The organism is Vreelandella sp. GE22 (assembly GCF_968212445.1).
In genome coordinates this window covers 3,355,066-3,376,016 of sequence record NZ_OZ309110.1, presented here as the reverse complement: position 1 = coordinate 3,376,016, position 20,951 = coordinate 3,355,066, and the positions used below count along the sequence as shown (strand labels likewise).

General features: G+C 62.3%; 21 protein-coding genes. 15 read left to right on the top strand and 6 right to left on the bottom strand.

Annotated features, from left to right (window positions below; all coding sequences use genetic code 11):
- The first annotated feature begins 76 nt into the window (after positions 1 to 76).
- Complete coding sequence (locus tag ACWHRL_RS15860) at positions 77 to 691, top strand: TetR/AcrR family transcriptional regulator (protein WP_447530028.1); 615 nt, start codon at positions 77 to 79, stop codon at positions 689 to 691.
- Positions 688 to 1,374, top strand: a complete 687-nt coding sequence (locus ACWHRL_RS15855; protein WP_447530027.1) for a 1-acyl-sn-glycerol-3-phosphate acyltransferase — start codon at positions 688 to 690, stop codon at positions 1,372 to 1,374. Before ACWHRL_RS15860 ends, ACWHRL_RS15855 begins: the two co-directional genes overlap by 4 nt.
- Positions 1,375 to 1,380: 6 nt before the next feature.
- Here ACWHRL_RS15855 and ACWHRL_RS15850 read toward each other — a convergent pair whose 3' ends face one another.
- Positions 1,381 to 2,655 carry an HlyC/CorC family transporter gene (locus tag ACWHRL_RS15850; RefSeq protein WP_447530026.1) on the bottom strand — a complete coding sequence of 425 codons (1,275 nt, stop codon included), beginning with the start codon at positions 2,653 to 2,655 and terminating at the stop codon, positions 1,381 to 1,383.
- Between the two features lie 80 nt (positions 2,656 to 2,735).
- Complete coding sequence (locus tag ACWHRL_RS15845; protein WP_447530025.1) at positions 2,736 to 3,533, bottom strand: cytochrome C assembly family protein; 798 nt, start codon at positions 3,531 to 3,533, stop codon at positions 2,736 to 2,738.
- Positions 3,534 to 3,829: 296 nt separating this feature from the next.
- Here ACWHRL_RS15845 and ffh point away from each other — a divergent pair, with 296 nt between their 5' ends.
- The 11 genes from ffh (at position 3,830) to ACWHRL_RS15790 (ending at position 14,816) form a co-directional block, all read left to right on the top strand.
- Positions 3,830 to 5,254 (top strand): signal recognition particle protein, encoded by a 1,425-nt coding sequence (gene ffh / locus ACWHRL_RS15840; protein ID WP_447530024.1) that lies wholly within the window; start codon positions 3,830 to 3,832, stop codon positions 5,252 to 5,254.
- A 300-nt stretch (positions 5,255 to 5,554) separates the two neighbouring features.
- The gene (gene rpsP, locus ACWHRL_RS15835) at positions 5,555 to 5,803 is read left to right on the top strand and encodes a 30S ribosomal protein S16 (RefSeq protein WP_447530023.1); all 249 of its coding nucleotides are present in this window, start codon (positions 5,555 to 5,557) and stop codon (positions 5,801 to 5,803) included.
- Between the two features lie 100 nt (positions 5,804 to 5,903).
- Positions 5,904 to 6,449 (top strand): ribosome maturation factor RimM, encoded by a 546-nt coding sequence (rimM, locus tag ACWHRL_RS15830; protein WP_447530022.1) that lies wholly within the window; start codon positions 5,904 to 5,906, stop codon positions 6,447 to 6,449.
- A gap of 68 nt (positions 6,450 to 6,517) precedes the next feature.
- On the top strand, positions 6,518 to 7,279 hold the full coding sequence (trmD, locus tag ACWHRL_RS15825) for a tRNA (guanosine(37)-N1)-methyltransferase TrmD (protein WP_447896187.1): 762 nt from the start codon (positions 6,518 to 6,520) through the stop codon (positions 7,277 to 7,279).
- A 139-nt stretch (positions 7,280 to 7,418) separates the two neighbouring features.
- Positions 7,419 to 7,775: a 50S ribosomal protein L19 gene (rplS, locus tag ACWHRL_RS15820; protein ID WP_447530021.1), complete on the top strand. Its 357-nt coding sequence runs from the start codon at positions 7,419 to 7,421 to the stop codon at positions 7,773 to 7,775.
- A gap of 110 nt (positions 7,776 to 7,885) precedes the next feature.
- Positions 7,886 to 8,767 (top strand): site-specific tyrosine recombinase XerD, encoded by an 882-nt coding sequence (xerD, locus tag ACWHRL_RS15815; protein WP_447894417.1) that lies wholly within the window; start codon positions 7,886 to 7,888, stop codon positions 8,765 to 8,767.
- 5 nt (positions 8,768 to 8,772) lie between these two features.
- Positions 8,773 to 9,534: a DsbC family protein gene (locus tag ACWHRL_RS15810; RefSeq protein WP_447894416.1), complete on the top strand. Its 762-nt coding sequence runs from the start codon at positions 8,773 to 8,775 to the stop codon at positions 9,532 to 9,534.
- A gap of 85 nt (positions 9,535 to 9,619) precedes the next feature.
- A complete protein-coding gene (locus ACWHRL_RS15805; protein ID WP_447530018.1) occupies positions 9,620 to 10,936 on the top strand; it encodes a homoserine dehydrogenase in 1,317 nt (438 codons plus the stop codon).
- Between the two features lie 4 nt (positions 10,937 to 10,940).
- Positions 10,941 to 12,335, top strand: coding sequence for a threonine synthase (gene thrC / locus ACWHRL_RS15800; protein ID WP_447894415.1), 1,395 nt, complete (start codon positions 10,941 to 10,943; stop codon positions 12,333 to 12,335).
- Positions 12,335 to 14,143: a single-stranded-DNA-specific exonuclease RecJ gene (locus ACWHRL_RS15795; protein ID WP_447894414.1), complete on the top strand. Its 1,809-nt coding sequence runs from the start codon at positions 12,335 to 12,337 to the stop codon at positions 14,141 to 14,143. The genes thrC and ACWHRL_RS15795 overlap by 1 nt, the downstream gene beginning before the upstream one ends.
- Positions 14,144 to 14,198: 55 nt before the next feature.
- Positions 14,199 to 14,816 (top strand): YitT family protein, encoded by a 618-nt coding sequence (locus ACWHRL_RS15790; protein WP_447530015.1) that lies wholly within the window; start codon positions 14,199 to 14,201, stop codon positions 14,814 to 14,816.
- A gap of 29 nt (positions 14,817 to 14,845) precedes the next feature.
- Here ACWHRL_RS15790 and ACWHRL_RS15785 read toward each other — a convergent pair whose 3' ends face one another.
- The 4 genes from ACWHRL_RS15785 to ACWHRL_RS15770 all read right to left on the bottom strand — a co-directional run bounded on the left by ACWHRL_RS15785 (position 14,846) and on the right by ACWHRL_RS15770 (position 18,556).
- Entirely contained in the window at positions 14,846 to 15,379 is a 534-nt protein-coding gene (locus tag ACWHRL_RS15785; protein ID WP_447894413.1) for an RES family NAD+ phosphorylase, read from the bottom strand.
- Positions 15,376 to 15,735, bottom strand: coding sequence for an XRE family transcriptional regulator (locus tag ACWHRL_RS15780; protein WP_447894412.1), 360 nt, complete (start codon positions 15,733 to 15,735; stop codon positions 15,376 to 15,378). The genes ACWHRL_RS15785 and ACWHRL_RS15780 overlap by 4 nt, the downstream gene beginning before the upstream one ends.
- Positions 15,736 to 15,881: 146 nt before the next feature.
- Complete coding sequence (locus ACWHRL_RS15775) at positions 15,882 to 18,146, bottom strand: heavy metal translocating P-type ATPase (protein ID WP_447894411.1); 2,265 nt, start codon at positions 18,144 to 18,146, stop codon at positions 15,882 to 15,884.
- Positions 18,143 to 18,556, bottom strand: a complete 414-nt coding sequence (locus ACWHRL_RS15770; RefSeq protein WP_447530548.1) for a MerR family transcriptional regulator — start codon at positions 18,554 to 18,556, stop codon at positions 18,143 to 18,145. The genes ACWHRL_RS15775 and ACWHRL_RS15770 overlap by 4 nt, the downstream gene beginning before the upstream one ends.
- Positions 18,557 to 18,880: 324 nt before the next feature.
- Here ACWHRL_RS15770 and ACWHRL_RS15765 point away from each other — a divergent pair, with 324 nt between their 5' ends.
- Positions 18,881 to 20,233 (top strand): OmpP1/FadL family transporter, encoded by a 1,353-nt coding sequence (locus ACWHRL_RS15765; RefSeq protein WP_447894410.1) that lies wholly within the window; start codon positions 18,881 to 18,883, stop codon positions 20,231 to 20,233.
- A gap of 151 nt (positions 20,234 to 20,384) precedes the next feature.
- Positions 20,385 to 20,948 (top strand): flavin reductase family protein, encoded by a 564-nt coding sequence (locus tag ACWHRL_RS15760; protein ID WP_447894409.1) that lies wholly within the window; start codon positions 20,385 to 20,387, stop codon positions 20,946 to 20,948.
- Positions 20,949 to 20,951 lie beyond the last annotated feature (3 nt).

Here is a 20,951-nt window from a genome sequence, read left to right as displayed (position 1 = left end):
CTGTCTTATATTAACCCTTGCTCAAACTCAAGTGCGTTGAGGCATTCGCCTTTTTGCCTGACCTGAAGAGATCGCCATGGCCCGTCCCCGACAGCATGCGCCCGATACCCTCCATGCGCAGGTCATGCACGTTTGCGACGAGTGGCTGGCCTCGCGGCCCGTCCACGGTTTATCGCTGCGTGCGCTGGCCCGGGACGTGGGGTGCGCGCCGAGTACGCTGCTCAAACTTTACGGCAGCTTTAACAATTTATTGCAGCACGTCAACGTGGAAACCTTGGCGCAGCTGCAGCAAACCATCGAGAGCCTGACGGAAGACGAGCCCGAGCCTTGGCTTCGCGAGCTGGCCCACGCTTACTGGCACTTCGCCGAGGCGGGCTGCTACCGCTGGCATTTGCTGTTCGACTACCCCTTGGCCGAAGAGGGCGAGCTCGATCAGCGCCAAAGCGATTTGATCGAGGCGCTATTTACCCAAGTGGAAACCTCGCTAAAGCGCTACCAGCCCGCGCTGGACGACATGGAGGCGCGTCGGCTGGGGCGCACGCTGTGGGGCAGCGTGCATGGTCTGGTGCAGTTGGGGCTGAACGAGCGCCTGGGGTACTGGCAGGGGCAGCAGCTCAAGGTCGATGAACTGTTGGACCAGCTTTTATGCACCGTGCTGGCTGGCCTTCGCGCCCAGGGTGCGCCCGCGTGACGCGGCTCGTCAAACCGGTGCGCTACGTGCTGCGCTACGCCATCTATATCGCCATGCGGCTAAGCTACCGGCTGCGCGTTCGCGGCCGCGAGCACGTGCCCCGCAAGGGCGCGGCGCTGGTAGTGTGCAATCACGTAAGCTTCATGGATGCGCTGGTGTTGGGCGGGGGCAGCCCCCGGCCGCTGCGCTTTGTCATGGACCAGCCGATTTTCGACTCGCCCTGGCTCAAGTGGTGGTTTTTGCTGGTCGGGGCGATTCCGGTCGAATCCGAGCGGCGAACGCCAGCGGGGCTTCGCCGTACGCTTGAGATGATCAGCGAGGCACTGCGCGACGGCGAGGTGGTGATGATCTTTCCCGAAGGACGTTTGACGCCGGACGGGGAACTCCAGGCCTTCCGGCGCGGTTTGGAGACCATGCTGGCGCGGGACAACGTGCCGGTGATTCCCGCCGGGCTTGCCGGCCTCTGGGGCTCCTGGACGTCGCACTGCGGCGGCAAAGCGTTCAAGAAGTGGCCGTCGCGCTTTCGTGCGCCGGTTCGGCTTACTTTCGGCCCGCCGGTGATGGCCCAGGACGCCGAAGGCGCGGCGCTGCGCCCTTATCTCGAGGCGCGCGTGAAGGCGCTCAAGACCGCCGGTGAGTTGGACATCGCCCAGCGCGGCCAGGCACCGCAGAACAAGATGTAGCCTGGCCTAGCGCCTGGGCGCGCGTAAAAGCGGCCAGCAGCGCGCCGAGGTGATCAGGTTGTCGCGGATTTCCAGAATTTCCATGCGTGTATTGCCGATTTGCAGCGACGCCGGCCCTTCCGGGAACGCCTCGAGATGCTCCAAAATCAACCCGTTGAGGGTCTTGGGGCCATCGGTAGGGAGCTGCCAGCCCAGCATCTTGTTGATCTCGCGAATGTTAGCGGTACCTTCGATCACGTGGCTGCCGTCATCCTGCTGATGAATCTCTTCGTCTTCCGAGACATCGGTGGTGAACTCGCCGACGATCTCTTCGAGAATGTCCTCCAGCGTGACCAACCCTTCCACGTCGCCATACTCGTCCACCACGATGCCGATACGCCGCTTCTGTTTTTGAAAGTTCAAAAGCTGCGTGTGTAGCGGTGTGGATTCGGGAATGAAGTAGGGCTCGCGCGCCTCTTGTACCACCGCCGCCTTGGTGACTTCGTCGCGGGAGAGAAAGCGCGCCGCGTTGCGCAGGTGGAGCATGCCGATGATGTTGTTGATATCGCCTTTGTAAACCGGGAGCCTGGTGTGCTGGCTGGTGCGAATCTGGGCAAGAATATCCTCGAGCGAATCGTCCAGGTCGATACCCAGCACCTCGTGGCGCGGCACCATGATGTCGTTTACCGTCACGTTTTCGAGATCCAGAATCGACAGCAGCATGGCGCGGTGGCGGTAGGGAATCAGCGTACCCGCCTCATGAACCACGGTACGCAACTCGTCCCGGGTCAGGCTGTCACCGCCGCTATCGACGCTTTTGACCCCGACCAGGCGCAGCAGGCCGTTGGAAACGGCGTTGACCAGCCAGACCAGCGGATAGAGAAGCTTCAGCAGTGGCTCCAGCGCCATCGAGGTGGGGTAGGCGATGCGCTCGGGCTTGATCGCCGCGTAGGTCTTGGGCGTCACCTCGGCGAAAATCAGGATGATAATGGTCAAAAGCGCCGTGGAGATGGCCGGGCCCGACACCTCACCAAAGAAGTGGATGGCGATGATGGTCGCAATCGACGCCGCCAGATTGTTGACGAAATTGTTGCCGATCAGAATGACGCCGATCAAACGATCAGGCCGGGTCAAAAGGCGCATGACCCGCTTGGCTCGGCGGTCACCGCTATTGGCCTGATGGCTGAGCCGGTAGCGGTTGATCGACATCATGCCCGTTTCAGAACTCGAGAAGAAGGCGGATAGCAGTATCAGTAAGGCTAGAAGGCCGAACAGTAATCCCAGCGGGAAATCGTCGCTCAAGTCGAAAGTTCCTTTATGGCGTATCAAGCTCGTTTTTAGAAGCACGTGGGGTGTCTGTCAAGAACCCCCTCGCGGCCCGGCTAGCGGTTAAGGATTATTTCCAGCACGAACTTACTACCGAAGTACGCCAGGATCAAAAGCAGACAGCCCCCCAGCGTCCAGCGCACGGCGCGCATGCCCCGCCAGCCGAACCGGTAGCGCCCGATCAAAAGCGTCGTGAAGATGACCCAGGCGGCGATCGAGAGCACGGTCTTGTGCACCAAATGCTGGGCGAAGAGGTTGTCGAGAAAGATCAAACCGCTTGCGATCGAGAGCGTGAGCAGCAGCACCCCTGCCCATACCAGCTCGAACAGTACCCGCTCCATGGTAGTCAGCGGTGGGAGCGACTGCACGATGCCACGAATGTGGTGGTGGCGCAGGGCCTGGTTTTGCAGCCCGACCAGCACGGCCTGAACCGCGGCAATCGCCAGCACCGCAAAGGCCAGCGCCGAGCTTGCCGCGTGCAGTAAAATGCCCGGCGTAAGCCCGGTATGGCTCCCCTGGTTGGGAAGCCAAGTGGCGAAAATCAGCGCGACTCCGGCCAGCGGGAAAAGCGCGATACTGGCATTCAGCACCGGCTTGAATAAGCTTGCGACCAGCACCACGTTCACCGCCACGGCCATCAAAAGCGTCACGCTGGTGGAAAAGCCGGGCAAAAGCCCCGGCGCCTCACCCAGTAGCATGACCACGACCGGTATGTGCAGCAAAAGCCCGAGCGCGCCCAGAAGGCGCACCATGGCCCGCCGCGGGGGCACCCGGCGGAACAGCGTCATGCCCTGCCAGATGGCCGCGGCGATGTAGAGTACAAAAGCGATGGTGGCGAAAGGTAGCGCCTGCATGATGCTATCCGTGCGCTTCGCGCGCGTAAGGTTAAGAAACGTCGTCGATGACCCGGTTGTCGATTAATACGTCTGGTCGTCGATAACCCGGTGGTCGATAAACACGTCGTTGATGAACACGGCTAAGAATAATCAGTCAGGCCGAGAGACTAGCGCCTACTATAACCAATCGTAAAGCGTCGCACAGTAGTGTATCGCGAGAAGCCATAGAGACTCGCGCGTTGAGCGCGTATAATCGAACCTACACACGTCCGGCGGCGTCTACGCCCGGCGGCAGCGATAAAGGCAGAGGCCCCATGTTCCAGAATCTGAGCGAGCGTCTTTCCCAGACGCTGAAGTCGATTAAAGGCCAGGCGCGCCTGACCGATGACAATATCAAGGAAACGCTTCGCGAAGTGCGTAAGGCACTTTTGGAAGCAGACGTGGCGCTGCCCGTCGTCAAGGAATTCATCGAGCGCGTGCGTGAGCGCGCCGTCGGCCAGGAAGTATCTAAAAGCCTCTCGCCGGGCCAGCAGTTCGTCAAGATCGTTCAGCAAGAGCTCGAAGCGATCATGGGCGAGGCCAACGAAGGGCTGACCCTGAAAAGCTCCCCCGCCGTTGTGCTGATGGCGGGTCTGCAGGGCGCGGGTAAAACCACGTCCGTTGCCAAGCTTGCCCGCTTTTTGCGCGAGCGCGAAAAGAAGAAAGTGCTGGTGGTGTCGGCGGATGTTTACCGCCCGGCGGCCATTGACCAGCTCGAGACCCTGGCGAAAGAGGTCGAGGTCGACTTCTTCCCGTCGAGCTCGGACCAGAAGCCGGTCGACATCGCGAACGCCGCCATCAAGCACGCCAAAATTCAGTTCCACGATGTCGTGCTGGTCGATACCGCGGGCCGTTTGGCCATCGACGAAGCGATGATGGCTGAGATCCAGGCGCTGCATAAGGCGATCACCCCCGACGAGACGCTGTTCGTCGTCGACGCCATGACCGGCCAGGACGCGGTGAACACCGCCAAGGCGTTCCACGAAGCGCTGCCGCTGACCGGCGTGATCCTCACCAAGGCCGACGGCGACGCCCGCGGCGGTGCGGCGCTGTCAGTGCGTCACATTACCGGCAAGCCCATCAAGTTCATGGGGATGGGCGAGAAAGTCGACGCCCTCGAACCGTTCCACCCGGACCGCGTCGCCTCGCGCATCCTCGGCATGGGCGACATGCTCTCGCTGATCGAGGAAGCCGAGCGCACCGTCGACAAGGACAAGGCCACCCAGCTTGCCAATAAGGTCAAGAAGGGCGACGGCTTCGATCTCGAGGACTTCCGCGAGCAGCTCCAGCAGCTCAAGAAGATGGGCGGCATGGGGGGCTTGCTCGGTAAGCTCCCCGGCATGGGTCAAATGGCTGAAATGGCCCAGGGCCCGGGCCCGGAAAAAGAGATGGGCAAGCTCGAAGCGCTGATCAACTCCATGACGCCCAAGGAGCGCCGCTCACCGGACATCATCAACGGCTCGCGCAAGCGGCGTATCGCCGCCGGCGCCGGTCTTCAGGTGCCGGATTTGAACCGCCTGCTCAAGCAGCACAAGCAGATGCAGAAGATGATGAAGAAAGCCGGCAAGAAAGGCGGCATGCAGAAGATGATGCGCGGCATGTCCGGCATGATGGGCGGCGGTGGTGGTGGCCCCGGTGGACCTGGCGGTATGGGTGGCCCCGGCGGCATGGGCGGCGGCGGTGGGCTGCCCTGGCGTTAAGGCTCGCCCTTCAAAAGAGTGTGTCTGGTTGACGCCTTATGAGTTTTCTGGCGGCCAGACTTTCCAAGTTGGCCGCATTTGCGTAGAATGCGGCCTCTTCATGCGTGGGTGTTAGGGCTTTGCGCCAGTCGCGCTGCTTCGATCTGCCCGTGAAGTATTGGAAAAACGGTACGTATCAGGCACTTGGGTTTTAGTAACCCCTGTACAGGTAACGCGTACCGGAAACTGCATGATGAGTGTTCTGATGGCGATGTGCGCCATGCTCCACTCTCGTAACCTCAACCGAAGGATAGTTATCGTATGGTTACCATTCGTTTGGCACGTAGTGGCGCCAAAAAGCGTCCCTTTTACCACCTGACCGTGACCGACTCGCGCAACGCGCGTGATGGCCGCTTCATCGAGCGCGTTGGCTTTTTCAACCCGGTTGCCCGTGGTCAGGAAGAGCGTCTGCGCGTAAACCTGGAGCGCGTTGCACACTGGCAGGGCCACGGTGCACAGCTTTCCGGCCGCGTTGCCGAGCTGGTTAAAGAAGCAAGCAAGCAGGCGTAAGTCTGTCGAGAAGTGCCGTATCGAGAAACGCGATGCGGAGACCGAGATACTGTGGTGCTGGATACCCCGGCGCTGGATATAGTAGTAGGAGCGTTGGTGAATGACCCGTGTTGACGCCAGCCAGGTTGACGACGCTCATGTCGTATTGGGTAAGCTGACAAGCCCCCACGGGGTGAAGGGTTGGCTCAAGGTCTACTCCTACACGAATCCGATAGACAGTATTTTGGAGTACCCGGAGTGGTGGGTGCGCCAGGGCCAGACCCTGACGCGTATGCCGGTCATTACGGGGCGTCGCCAGGGTAAGGCGCTGGTGGTGCAGCTCAAGGATATCAATGACCGTACGGCCGCCGAAGCGCTGGCCCAGGCCGAGATCCTGCTGCCCAAAGAAGCCCTTCCCGAACTGGCCGACGACGAGTACTACTGGCACGAGCTCGAAGGCTTACAGGTCTTCACGGTGTCAGGCGAGCGGTTGGGGCAGGTGAGCTACCTGTTTGAAACCGGCGCGAACGATGTCATGGTGGTGCGCGGTGATGAGAACGCCATCGACCGGCGCGAGCGGCTGGTGCCCTTTCTGCCCGATGACGTGGTGCGTGAGGTCGACCTGGACGAGAGCAAGATGATCGTCGAGTGGGACCCTGAGTTTTGATGATCGATTCGAACATCGATTCCCGCACCGAGACGTCCGGTATGGAAAGTGAGCCGACGGCGCCCGCTATGTGGATCGGCGTGGTATCGCTTTTTCCCGAAATGTTCGAAGCCATTACCCGTCAAGGGGTGGTGGGCCGAGCGGTCGAGCGGCGTCAGATCGCCCTCGAGTTCTGGAATCCGCGGGAGTATGCCACCGACAAGCATCGCAGCGTGGACGACCGGCCTTACGGCGGCGGCCCAGGCATGCTGATGAAAGTCGACACACTGCGCGGCGCGATTGCCGATGCAAAGGCCCAGGGCCAGGCACTGAATGGTCAGGTGCCCAAGGTGATTTACCTTTCACCTCAGGGGCGAAAGCTTGACCAGAAAGGCGTCGAAACGCTTGTCAACGCGGGCCCTTTGGTCGTGGTTGCCGGGCGTTACGAAGGCATCGACGAGCGCGTGGTGGAGAGTGACATCGACGAAGAGTGGTCGATTGGCGACTATGTGCTAAGCGGCGGTGAGCTGCCGGCCATGGTGTTGATCGACGCGGCGGCAAGGCTGATACCCGGCGTACTGGGGCATCAGGACTCCGCCATCGAAGACTCGTTTAACGACGGCTTGCTGGACTGCCCGCACTATACGCGTCCGGAAGTGATCGACGGTAAGAGCGTGCCCGATGTGCTTTTAAGCGGCCATCACGGCGCCATCAAACGCTGGCGGTTGAAACAGTCGTTAGGCAGAACCTGGCAGCGCCGACCCGATTTATTGGAAGGGCGCGAGCTGAGTGCCGAGCAGCGGCGTCTGCTCGACGAGTTTATCGAAGAACACGCCCAGGCCCACGGGTAGGCCAGGGCGGCGGTGCAGGGCGTAACGCACCTGCGTCACCCATAACGACTCCCGCGTAGCTCGCTTCGAGCGCCGGGATCACGGTTTGCCCCTTCCACCATTGCGTGGCGAACCATTACGTTATTCAGGAGTAAGCAACATGAGCAGTAAAAACAAGGTGATCCAGGCGCTCGAGAACGAGCAAATGAGCAAAGAGATCCCTGGCTTCGCCCCCGGCGACACCGTCATCGTTCAGGTGAAAGTAAAAGAAGGTACCCGCGAACGTCTGCAGGCCTTCGAAGGTGTGGTCATCGGTAAGCGTAACCGTGGCCTGAACTCCGCGTTCACCGTGCGTAAAATCTCTCACGGTGTGGGCGTTGAGCGTACCTTCCAGACCTACAGCCCGCTGGTTGACTCTATCGAAGTCAAGCGTCGCGGTGACGTTCGTCAAGCCAAGCTTTACTACCTGCGTGAGCGCAGCGGTAAGTCGGCTCGTATCAAGGAAAAGCTGGCTTAATCGCCGCTTTTCCCGGGCGCCTTGCCGGCGCCCGGATACAAAACCCCGTCACCGCTTTGCGGGGCGGGGTTTTTTTATTGGCGCGCTTCAAAGCCTGGATACGTTGACCCATGAGCGATATCGACATCTTTCTGGACGCCCTGTGGCTCGAGCAAGGCGCAAGCGATCATACGTTAGCGGCCTACCGGCGCGATTTGAGTGCCTGGCAAGCGTATCTGACCCGCTTTGACGAACCCCTGCTGGCACCAAGCTCTGGACGTTTCACCGGGCTGCTCGATGAGCGTCAAGAAGCGGGCTACCAGCTGCGTAGCAACGCCAGGTTGCTTTCATCGCTGCGTAGCTTTTACCGCTGGGCGCAGCTTTATGGCCACATTGCCCGGGACCCGCTGGCGGATGTGGCGCTGCCCCGGGTGCGCCCGAGCCTGCCCAATACGTTAGAAGAGGACGAGGTAGAGCGGCTACTGTTGGCGCCGGATACCGCAACCCCGCTGGGGCTTCGCGACCGCACCATGCTGGAGCTGCTTTATGCTTGCGGGCTGCGCGTCTCGGAGTTGGTTGGGCTCTCGAGCGACGCGGTGAATCTGCGCCAGGGCGTGGTGCGCGTGCGCGGCAAGGGCGATAAAGACCGGCTGGTGCCCATGGGCGACGAAGCGATTCAGTGGCTCGAAACCTATATCAAAAACGCTCGGCCGGCGCTAATGAAGGACATCACCCGGCCGGCGCTGTTTCCCGGCCGCGGGGACAAAGCCATGACGCGACAAACCTTCTGGCATCGGATTAAAATTCACGCGATAACGGCTAACATCACGCGCCCGCTGTCGCCCCATACGTTGCGCCACGCCTTTGCGACGCATTTATTGAATCATGGGGCCAATTTGCGGGTCGTACAGCTGCTACTTGGGCACAGTGACCTGTCCACGACGCAAATTTACACGCACGTTGCCCAGGCGCGCCTGGAGCAACTGCACGCAGATCATCATCCACGAGGTTGAAGACCATGGGTCAACGCACCACGTTCACGGCCGGCGCGCCGCCTTACACGCGCCTTGCTTCACTGTTTTTACTGGGCGCGAGCCTGTTACCCGGGCTCGCTTACGCCAACGCCCAGACCCTTTCCGAGCGCCTCGAGGTCAATGGCCAGCGGATGCCGGTTGAGCAGGTCAACGAGACGCCGATGGACGGCATCTATCAGGTGCGCCTGGAAAACGGCGAGTCTTTTTATGCCAATGAAGACGGCAGCTACTTTCTGGTGGGCGATTTGTACCAAAACGCCGAGCAGGGGCTGGTCAATTTGACCGAGCAGGCGCAGAACCAGCAGCGCGTGGCGGCCCTCGATGAGGTGCCGGAGTCCGAGCGCTTCGTGTATCGCGGTGTGGACGAGCCCCGTGCGACGGTGGTGATCTTTACCGACCCAACCTGCCCCTACTGCGAGCGCCTGCACGAGACCGTGCCCGAGCTCAACGAGCGCGGCATTGCCGTACACTACCTGGCGTTCCCGCGGGCCGGCATGGAAAGCGATGCGGCCACTACGCTTGAAAAAGCCTGGTGCTCGGATAACCGCAGTGAAGCCATGACCCGGGCCCAGCAGCGCGAAACCCTGGCGGGCAGCGTATGCGACAACCCGGTCGGCGAGCAGTACGAGCTCGGCATGGCGCTTGGCGTGCAGGGAACACCGGCGATCATTTTGCCCGACGGCCAGATGGTGCCAGGATTTGTACCCCCGGACCGGCTGGTGGGCATGTTAGGCTTGGACGACTAAGCCTGGAAGACGAATAACGCCGCCACGCGTGGCGCACGCCAATTCAAACGTTAAGACGCAGCACGTAGCAAAAGGGGGAAGTATTTTGAAACCGGTAAGAGTAGGCCTTTGTGGTTTGGGAACGGTCGGCGGCGGCACGTTCAACGTATTGACGCGTAACGCGGAGGATATTGCCCGCCGCGCCGGCCGGCCCATCGTGATCGAGCAGGTCGCCCATCGCAGTATTCACCCCGACTGCGACATTACCGGCATCAACGCCACCTCGGACGTCTTCGAGGTGGCCACCAACCCCAATGTCGACGTGCTGGTCGAACTGGTGGGCGGCTACGACGTGGCCCGGGAGCTGGTGCTCACCGCCATCGAAAACGGCAAGCACGTGGTTACCGCCAATAAGGCGTTGATCGCCGTGCACGGCAACGAAATTTTCCGCGCCGCCCACGAAAAGGGCGTGATCGTGGCGTTCGAGGCCGCGGTGGCCGGCGGTATTCCGGTCATCAAGTCCCTGCGCGAGGGCCTGGGCGCCAACCGTATCGACTGGGTGGCGGGCATCATCAACGGCACCGGCAACTACATCCTGACCCATATGCGCGATGAAGGCCGGGCGTTCGAGGACGTGTTGGCCGAAGCCCAGGCGCTGGGTTACGCCGAGGCCGACCCCACCTTCGATGTGGAAGGTATCGACGCCGCCCATAAACTGACCATTCTGGCGTCTATCGCCTACGGAGTGCCGCTGCAGTTCGACAAAGCCTTCACCGAAGGCATCGCGCGCATCACCGCCGAGGACGTGGATCAGGCGGATAACCTGGGCTACATCATCAAACATCTGGGCATCTGCAAGCGTACCGACCAGGGGCTCGAGCTTCGCGTGCACCCGACGTTGATTCCCAAGGAGCGGCTTCTGGCCAACGTGCATGGCGTCAAAAACGCCATCGCGGTGATGGGCGATGCGGTCGGCCCCACGCTTTACTACGGCGCCGGCGCCGGCGCCGAGCCCACCGCCTCGGCGGTCGTGGCCGACATTCTGGACGTGGCCCGGGATATCACCACCGACCACCACTACCGCGTGCCGTACCTGGCCTTCAGCGGCATCAACGATGATGCGAACCAGCTTCGTATCATGCCGATGGAAGAGATCACCACCGCGTACTACCTGCGCCTTTTGGCGGTCGACCGCCCCGGCGTGCTGGCCCGGGTGGCGACCATTTTGGCCGAGCAGGGCATCTCCATCGAGGCGCTGGTTCAAAAAGAGGCGACGGAAGGGGAGCTCGTACCGATCATCCTGCTGACGCACCGCACCAAAGAGCGCCACATGAACGACGCGATTCGCGAAATCGAAGCGATGGCGGATATCGCCGGTCCCGCGACACGCATCCGCGTGGAGAGTCTGGACGAAGGAGAGTAATCACATGCGCTACATCAGCACGCGTGGGCAGGCGCCCGCGCTCTCGTTCGAAGAGGTCGTGTTGACCGGTATGGCAAGCGACGGCGGGCTTTATGTGCCCGAGACGCTGCCGACTTTCTCGCGGGAAGAGCTGGCCGAGATGGCCGGGCTCTCCTACGCCGAGATCGCCTTTCGCGTGATGAAGCCCTTCGTGGGTGGCGAGATCGATGACGATACCTTCCGCCGCCTGGTGAAGGAGGCCTACGCCACCTTCAGCCACGATGCGGTCGTGCCGCTCAAGCAGCTCGATGCCAACCACTTTTTGCTCGAGCAGTTCCACGGCCCGACGCTCGCGTTCAAGGATGTAGCGCTACAGCTGCTTGGCCGGCTGCTGGATCACTTTCTCGAAAAGCGCGGCGAGCGTGCGGTGATCATGGGGGCCACCTCGGGCGATACCGGCTCGGCGGCGATCGAGGGGTGTCGCCACTGCGACAACCTGGATATCTTCATCCTGCACCCGCATCAGCGCGTCTCGGAAGTGCAGCGCCGCCAGATGACCTCTGTGCTTGCCAACAACGTCTTCAATATCGCCATCGAGGGCAATTTCGACGACGCCCAGGCCATGGTCAAGGCGAGCTTCGCCGACCAGAACTTTTTGCAGGGCACCCGGCTGGTCGCGGTCAACTCGATCAACTGGGCGCGCATCATGGCCCAGGTCGTCTATTACGTGGCGGCCGGTGTTGCCCTGGGGGCGCCGCATCGCGAGGTCAGCTTCTGCGTGCCCTCGGCGAATTTCGGCAACGTTTACGCCGGGTATACGGCGTACCAGATGGGCCTGCCGGTCAAGCAGTTCATCATCGCCACCAACGCCAACGACATTCTCCACCGCACGCTTGCCGACAACGACTTCTCCAAGAAGTCGTTGGAAGCCACGCTCGCGCCGTCGATGGATATCGTCGTATCGTCTAACTTCGAGCGGCTGTTGTTCGACGCCTACGAGCGCGACGGTGCCGCGGTGGCCGCCCTTCTGGAGCGATTCCAAACCGAGCCTACGGCGCTTGCCGAGGCGCCGCTTGCGCGGCTGCGCGAAAAATTCGCAAGCTACAGTGTCGACGACGCCACGATTTTGGAAGCGATCCGCGAGGCGCACCACCGCACCGGCGAGATGCTCGACCCGCACACCGCGACCGGCTATCGGGCCGCCGAGCGCGCCCGCGCCGATCAAACCACCCCAGTGGTGACGCTGGCCACCGCTCACCCGGCCAAATTCGCCGAGGCCGTGGTCAAGGCGGGCTTTCAAGGCGTGGCGCTGCCCACGCACATGGATGGCCTGCTCGAGCGCGAGGAGCGCTATACGGTGCTTCCCGCGGAGTTGGCCGCGGTTCAGCAGTTCGTCGCCGAGCATCGGCGCACGTATTGATGACCGATTTGAGCGCCGCGCCCACTACGCTGTTACACAACGCCAGCCGTCCTCGTCTCACGCCGCGCCCGGTGGACGAGGCGGTGTACGCCCGGGCTCTGGCCGAGGGGCTCACTGCGCTGCAGGCCAGGCTTCTGGCCTCGCGCCTGCCAGGCTACGAGGCCCCGCTCACGCCGCTGGTCTCCCCAAGCCTTCGCTACCTGGCCCATCCTGAGAAGCTAATGGATGGGCGTCGCGGGGCCGAGCGTATCGCCAAAGCGGTCGCCGAAGGCGAGTCCATCGGTATTTTAACCGACTACGATGTGGACGGTATTACCTCCCACGTGGTGATCCGGCGCACGTTGGTCGAGCTTTTCGGCGTGCCCGAGTACCGGCTTCACAGCCTGATCGGTCACCGTATCAACGACGGCTACGGCATCAGTTTGCCGCTGGTCGAGCGTACGCTCGCGCTCAAGCCGCTGCCGACGCTGGTCATCACCGCGGACTGCGGCAGCAGCGATGAGCCGCGCATCGCCCGCCTCAAGGCGGCGGGCATCGACGTGGTCGTGAGCGACCACCATGCGCTGCCCCAGCAAGGCCCGCCAGAATCCGCCTACGCCTGTATCAACCCGACCCGCGACGACTGCGATTACCCGGATAAAACCATCGCCGGCTGTATGGTGGCGTGGCTTTTGATGTCGCTGGCCCGGGGCGTGCTGATCGAGTGGGGCGTGCTCAATGCGGCCACCTCCAAGCTCTCGCCCTGGCTCTCCTACGTGGCGCTCGGCACCGTGGCCGACTGCGTGTCGCTCGGCGCTAGCCCCGCCAACCGCGCGGTAGTAAGCCAGGGGCTTACGTTGATCAACCGCATGGACGCCGCCTGTTGGCGAGCGATGGCGGCAAGACTTGGCGCGGATAGCGTGCCGTTCAGCGCCGAAACACTGGCCTTTCAGATGGGGCCGCGCATCAACGCCCGCTCGCGTCTCGACGACCCTTACGCTGCACTTCACTACATGCTGGCCGAAAGCGACGCGGTGGCGAACCGCCAGCTCGAAGTGCTCGATCAGGACAACCAGTCGCGCAAGGCGATCGAAGCCGAGATGGCAGAAGAGGCGAAGCGCCTGGCGGTCCCCGCCATCGAGGCGGATGAACCCGCCGTGGTCGTATTCGTGGAGGAGGGCCACGCCGGGGTTCAGGGCATCGTCGCCTCGCGGCTGGTGCAGGCTTACGGGCGCCCGGCGGTGGTGCTCACCAAAGCCGCCGCGCCCAACATGCTCACCGGCTCCGGGCGCTCGATCGAGGGCCTTCATATGCGCGACGCCCTGCAGCGCACCTTCGAGCTTGCCCCGGACGCGCTACCCCGCTTTGGCGGGCACAGCGGCGCGGCGGGCGTGGGGCTACCGTTTGAGCAACTCGAGGCGTTCAAGACGGCGTTTTTGCAGGCCGTGACCGAGCAGTTGGGCGATGAGCCGCGCTACCCAAGGCTTTTGACCGACGGCACGCTGTCCGCTGCGCAGCTGAGTTTAACGACGCTGGATGAAATCGAGGCCCTGGGCCCTTACGGGCGCGAGTTCGATCCGCCGCTGTTCGAAGGCGCGTTCATCATCGAGTCGCTGCGCCCGGTGGGCGGCGAAGGAATACACCTGATGATGGAGCTCTCCCAGGGCCCGGTCACCTTGAAAGCGATCTGGTTTCGCGCGCTGACTCCCGGCGAGTTACCTGGCTTCGACGTAGGCGACTCGCTTCACTGCGCGTTCAAGCTCAACCGCAACCGCTGGCGCGGCCGGGAGTCGCTGCAACTGATGGTCGAGCACGCCAGCGCCGTTTAGGCGAGCCCCGCCAAGCCGGACGTTTACAACCGAACGATAAAAGGATGGATGCCCCATGCGCGTGGAGGATCTTCCCAGCGACCCGCACAAACCCTATGAAGACGTCATGGCGATGCTGCTGGGCACGTTTTTCGTGGCGCTGGGCGTCACTTTCTACACCCAGGCCGTGCTGCTGACCGGCAGTACCGCGGGGCTTGCGCTTTTGCTCAACTACATGAGCGGCTGGGGCTTCGGTGCCTGGTTCTTCGCGATCAACCTGCCGTTTTATTATCTTGCGATCAAGCGGATGGGGTGGAGCTTCACCCTGCGCACCTTCGTGGCGATCGGACTGGTATCGCTATTCGCCGAGCTGACCCAGCAGTGGGTCGCCTTCGAGCGCGTGCCCTCGCTCTATGCCGCGCTCATGGGCGGGGCGCTGATGGGGATCGGGATGTTGATGCTCTTTCGCCACCGCACGAGCCTTGGCGGCATCAATATCCTCGCCCTCTACCTGCAGCAGCGCCACGGCTGGCGGGCGGGCTACGTGCAACTGGGTATCGACGGGGTAATCCTGCTGGTCGCGCTGACCCAGCTGCCGCTGGATCGGGTGGCATTCTCGGTGCTGGGGGCGGTTACGCTGAACCTCATCATCGCGCTCAACCACAAGCCGGGGCGCTATATCGGGGTGAGCTGACCGGGCACTTTCAAGCCGCCACGCGCTGTCTAGTCCCGCTCGCTTTGCAAACGCCGCTCATCGTCTATCACGCTGACGCGGGTAGGTGTATTCAGCGACCAGTTCCAGAACACGATATTGACGTCGCGGCAGGTCGCCCCCGTGGCTTGTGAAGGCACGCGAATGCCGGCGAAGCCCATGTGGCGCAGTCGCTCGACGATTTGCCAAGCGATCACGGGCTGGCGTTTTAGCTTTTTCTCGAGCCAGGCCTCCTTCAACCAGCGCTCCGGGTCTGGATGAACGCGTAGTTGAATATCCGGCTCGCACAGGTCGAGCAGCGGGCCGCAGTCGACCTCGTAGCTGCAAAGCGTCAGTGGCTGGGTTTTGAAAGGAAAGCCCTGCTGCGCCTCCAGCCAGGCCGTCTCGAAACGCTCGCTGGTGTAGAGCGCGGGTAAGCCCGGGGGATTCCAGCGCCCGCCGCTGTGTGCAGCGCCTTCACCGGAGGCAGGGGCGTGATGCCACCGGGGGTTGTGGCCACGATAGACGATCCCTTTATAGTGAAAGCCCAACCCCAGCAAGCTCACGCATGGCCCCCCTCGGCAATATGCGAGAGATAGGCGCGCACGTCATCGGCTCGACCGCGACTGACCAGCTCTTCCGGCGTTAGATCACCCAGCGCCGAGATAGGATAGGTGCGATACCAGGACCAGGCACTGCTGATCGACCCGGCCCAGGGTTCGATGCGCTTGAGTATTTCCATGGTCTGGCGCAGACGTTGCTGTGTGGAAACTGCGTGGAGACGCTCCTTACGAATAATGGCGTTGTGGCTAAGGCCGATCGCACTCGCGAACTCGCGTTTAGTGATGTGCAGCTCTTCCAGCAACGCATCGGCGATGATGAAGCCCTCTCCATTTACGACATGGCTTAGTTCAAGGCTCATGGGTGTCACCTTTAGAGACATATATATGTGTCAGTATGAGTGACATTCTGGCTTTTGTAAAAGTCGACCCTAGCGAGAGGGCCCCATCCAAAACCACCAGACGATCAGGGCGATCAGCAAAAGTCCTGTTAGATTCACCAGTACGCTCATGTTGCCTCCCAGGCGGTGGGGGTGAAGCGGCGTAACCGACTGGCGTTGCCGACGACGGTCACGGAGGAGAGCGCCATCGCGGCCCCGGCGATGATCGGTGAGATCAGCATGCCGGTCAGTGGGTAAAGCGCGCCGGCGGCGATAGGAATGCACAGCAGGTTGTAACCGAACGCGCCCGCCAGGTTCTGCTTGATGTTGGCAAGGGTGGCGCGGCTGAGTTCGATGGCGGTGGCGACACCGTGAAGCGAGCCGTGCATCAAGGTAACGCCGGCGCTTTCCATGGCGATATCCGTGCCGCCGCCGATGGCAAAGCCGACATCCGCCTGGGCCAGCGCCGGGGCGTCGTTGATGCCATCGCCGGCCATGGCCAGGAGGTCACCCCGCGCCTGGCGGCGCTTGATTTCCTCGAGCTTGTCCTCGGGGGAAAGCCCGGCCATGAATTCATCGATACCTACCTCCCGGGCTACCGCCGCCGCCGTATGTCGGTTGTCGCCGGTCAGCATCACCACCGTCAATCCATCGCGTTTCAAACGGGCGATGCTGGCGGCGGCGTCCTGGCGAACCGGGTCGCTGATGGCGAACACACCGGCAAGCGCGCCGTTGACCGCGATATACACCGCCGACCGGGCGTTCTTTTCGAGCGCGGCGGTCATCTCTGCCGCCGCGTCCAGGCCAATACCGGCCTCCTCCAACAGCCGGGCGCTACCCAGTAGCAAACGGTCCCCCTGCTCGGTGGTACCGCGCACCCCCGCGCCGGTGTCGCTTGCAAACGACTCGAGCGCTACGACCTCCGTCGTTTGGGTCCTGGCGTAGGCGCAAAGCGCGTTGGCCAGCGGATGCTGCGAACGCTGCTCCAGGGCGTTCACCGCGCCCAGTAGCCAAGCGCGATCGGAATGAAAAATAGCCGCCTCGAGCACGCGGGGCTTGCCCTCGGTCAGCGTGCCGGTTTTGTCGACCACCAGGGTGGTGAGCCGGCAGGAGCGCTGCAGCGCTTCGCCGTCGCGAATCAGCACCCCGTGCTCGGCGGCCTTGCCCACGCCGATCATGGTGGAAAGCGGCGTGGCGAGACCCAGTGCGCAGGGGCAGGCGATGATCAGCACCGTGGTCGCCGTCACCAGCATGTAAAGCGTCGGTGGCGCCGGGCCCAGGTTGAACCATATAAGCGCGGTGAGCACGGCCAGAATCATCACGGCGGGTACGAAGACGCCGGAGATTCGGTCGGCCAACTTGCCAATCGGTGGGCGCGCGTTTTGCGCGTGGGCGACCTGCTCGGTAATACGTCCAAGGCGAGTGTCCCGGCCGGTGTGGGTGGCGCGATACAAAAGACTACCCTCGCCGTTGACCGTGCCGGCGGCAAGCGCCGCCTGAGCGGCTTTATACACCGGCGCGGGCTCACCGGTGAGCATCGATTCATCCACATGGCTTTGCCCGTCGAGCACCACGCCGTCTACGGCCAGCCGTTCGCCTGGGCGTACGCGCAGGGTGTCGCCGGGCACCACGTCATCGACATTCACTTCGAAGGTATCGCCATTGCGCTCGAGACGCGCGGTCGTGCCCTGCAGATCCAAAAGCTGGCCGAGCGTTTGGCGGGTACGGCCCCGGGCGCGAAGCTCCAGGGCGTTACCCAGCAAAATGAGCCCGACCACCATGGCCGAAGCCTCGAAGTAAATACCCCGGGCGGCCTCGGGCAGCCAAGGGGCGAAGAGCACCACGGCCATCGAGTAGAGCCAGGCCGCGCCGGTGCCCAGGGCGACCAGCGTATCCATGCTGGCTTGGCGGTGGGTCAGCTGTCGCCAGGCGTTGGTGAAAAAGTGCCGCCCGGGAAACGCCAAAATAGCCAGCGTTAGCAGACCGATCACCAGCCAGAAGATGCGGCCCATACCCTGCGGGGCGGGGTGATAAACCAGCATGGCCAGCATCAACGGCAGCGCCAGGGCCAGCGACAAAACCCCGCCGCGCAGGCGCGCTTGGTAGGTGGCTTCTTCCTGGTCGCGGCGGCGCTGCTCGGCTTGTTTGAAATCGATGATTGGCTCGGCGACGTAGCCGCTCGCCGCCACTGCCTCGCACACCGCCTCGTTCGATACTTCGCCGCTCACCTCGGCGGTTTGGGTGGCGAAGTTGACCGTGGCGTGTTCGACCCCGGGGAGCTGGCCGAGCGCGCGGTCCACGCTTTTAACGCAGCCGGCGCAGTTCATGCCGCGAATTAAAAAGCGCTGGGGGCGCTTATCAAACGATGCGCCAACGCAGGTATATGATTTCATGAGCGGGAATCCGGGAAACTCTCGATGAGTCGGCAGATACTGTGGCCGGTGGGCGTGGCGTCTGGCATGGCCTGCCAACTTTCCAGCGCCTGCTCCATGCGCGCTGCCAACGCTTCGAGCTCTTCGATGCGCGCGCGTATCTGGGGCAGGCGGCTGGCCAGCAGGTCACGCACCAGCGGGCAGGGGGAATCGCCCTGGTCGGCGTGGGCCAGGATGTCGCGGATTTCGGCGAGGCTAAAGCCCAGCGTCCGCGAGCGCTGAATGAAGGCGAGCCGTTCCAGGTCGTCGCTGGAAAAGAGCTGGTAGCCGTTGTCCGGGTGGCGCGCCGGGTGCAAAAGCCCTTCGCGGCTGTAGTGGCGTACCGTTTCGGCGCTGACCCCCGCGCGCCTGGCCAGCTCACTGACTTTCATGAGGGCCGCGGTTTGTGAAGGACTTGCTTGTGAGGGGCTTGCTTGGGAGGCGCTTGGCTGCATGGTCGCATTACCGTTGTCGACGTTCACGCTCAGTGTAAAACCTGTGGGTGGCCCATAGGTCAAGCAATCCAGAAAAACTCGGTAAAGTTAACTAAAACACCGATTTAAAACGCTCGTAAGACTAATGGATAAACCCCAAAAGAAATAAAACGACCGTTTGCCCCTTGAACCTGCGCCGACATTGGGCGAAAACTAGCGCTGGGGCGAATAATAACGCGGGCGGGGCGTACCTCGCCGGATCATTGGGAAATGAGGCTCACTATGCATAATAACGTTAAAAAACTGGCGATGGTGTCCGCTGTGGCGGCGGCGACCTTTGCAAGCCAGGCCAACGCTGGCGGCTATCAAATCAACGAACAGAGCGTCAGCGGGCAGGGTTACGGCCATGCCGGGCGTAGCTCCAACATACACGATGCGACCATCGTGTACGGTAACCCGGCGGGGATGTCGTTTTTGGACCGCGCGCAGTTCACCGCGGGTGCCACCTACTTGAATCCTAAAACCAAAATTCGTAACGTCCAGGCCAACCGCACGTTGGATTCCGGCGTTGCGACCGGCGGTTTGCCCAACGGTAATCAGATTCCCGTCGGCAGCATCGGGGGCACTAACGAAGGCGATATGGTGCCGGGTACGCTCGTCCCCTTCGCGTTCTACGCGCATCCGGTGAACGAGCAGCTAGCGTTCGGCTTCGGCGTTTACGCCCCGTTTGGCTCTAAAACCGACTATGAAGGCTCCTTTCAGGGCCGCTACTTCGGCGACTACACCGAAGTGACCGTGGTTTCAGCACAGCCGACGGTTTCCTACCGCTTCAACGACCAGTGGTCAGTGGGTGCGGGCGTGTCCTACAACTCGGTCGAAGGCGAGCTGCGCCGCCAAATCCCCTCGGGCACCGGGTTTAACGCCGCCACCGACGTCGACTCCCGCGTGGACGGCGACGACGAAGCCTGGGGTTACAACCTGGGCGTGATCTACCAGCCGGTGCCGGAAACCACCCTGGGTCTGACCTACCGCTCCAAGGTGGATTACACCCTCGATGGCAACTTCTCCGCCACCGACCCGCTGGGTAACGTCGTGCGCGCGGACAACGCGTCGCTGGATCTGACCACGCCGGAGACGGTCAATTTCTCGGTCACCCAGCAAATGAGCGACCGGTTCAAGCTGATGTTCGGTACCTCCTGGGTGCGCTGGAGTCAGTTCGACGAGATCCGCGTGACCGGCACCGATGGCGGTACCATCACCCAGGAGACCCAGAACTACTCCAACGCCTGGGCCTTTGCCACCGGCGGCGAGTACCAGCTGACCCCGGCCCTTGCGCTGCGCGCCGGCTTTACGCTCGACTTTACGCCTACCAACGACGCGCACCGCAGCGTGCGGATTCCCTCCGACGACCGGCGCATCTTCTCGCTGGGCGCGGGTTGGTCGCCGACGCCGGATCTCACCCTGGATGTCGCCTACTCCTACCTGACCGAGCGCAGTACCTCGGTGGACCAGGAGCGCCAGGATCTATTGGCAAGCCCGGCGACCGGCGGTGTACCGGTGGGTGGGGCGACCTACTCGGCGGACTACAAAAACGAAGCTCACGGTATCGGCGCCCAGCTGACCTACCGTTTCTAAGCCTTGGGCGAGGGACATCTACCGAAATCCGGTAGCCCCGTGATCGGGTGAGGGACAAAGCGCTGGCCATGTTGCCAGCGCTTTTGGTTTTATGGGGCGAAGGCCATACCCTCGAGGTTGGCCAACTTCCCCATCTGACCGGAGGTTTTTCATGTCCCGCGCGTTGGTGAAAGAAGATTTCCCCGTCTCGAACGCCAGGCATTTTCTCGAGCCTGGCCCGATCGTACTGGTTTCCTCCCGCTGGCAGCAGCAGAGCAACATCATGACCCTGGGGTGGCACATGGTCATGTCCTTTTCCCCTTCGCTGGTGGGCTGCCTGATCGCCGCCGGCAATCATACCCACGAAATGGTGCGCGAAAGCGGCGAGTGCGTGATCAATATTCCGTCCGCGACACTCATCGACACGGTGGTGGGGATCGGCAACTGCTCCGGCAGCGAGGTCGACAAGTTTGCAGCATTTGAGCTCACGCCCGGTTCGGCCTCGAAGGTCGATGCACCGTTGATCGACGAGTGTTACGCCTCTTTCGAGTGCCGTTTGCACGACGATGCCATGATCGACGGATACGACCTGTTCATTTTCGAGATCGTCAAAGCTCACGCCGCCCCCGGGGCGGACGAACAAGCGTCGCTGCACTATCAGGGTATGGGGGCGTTCATGGTGTCGGGCACCACCCTCGATCGCACGGAGTTGTTCAAACCCTCGATGCTCGTCTGAGCA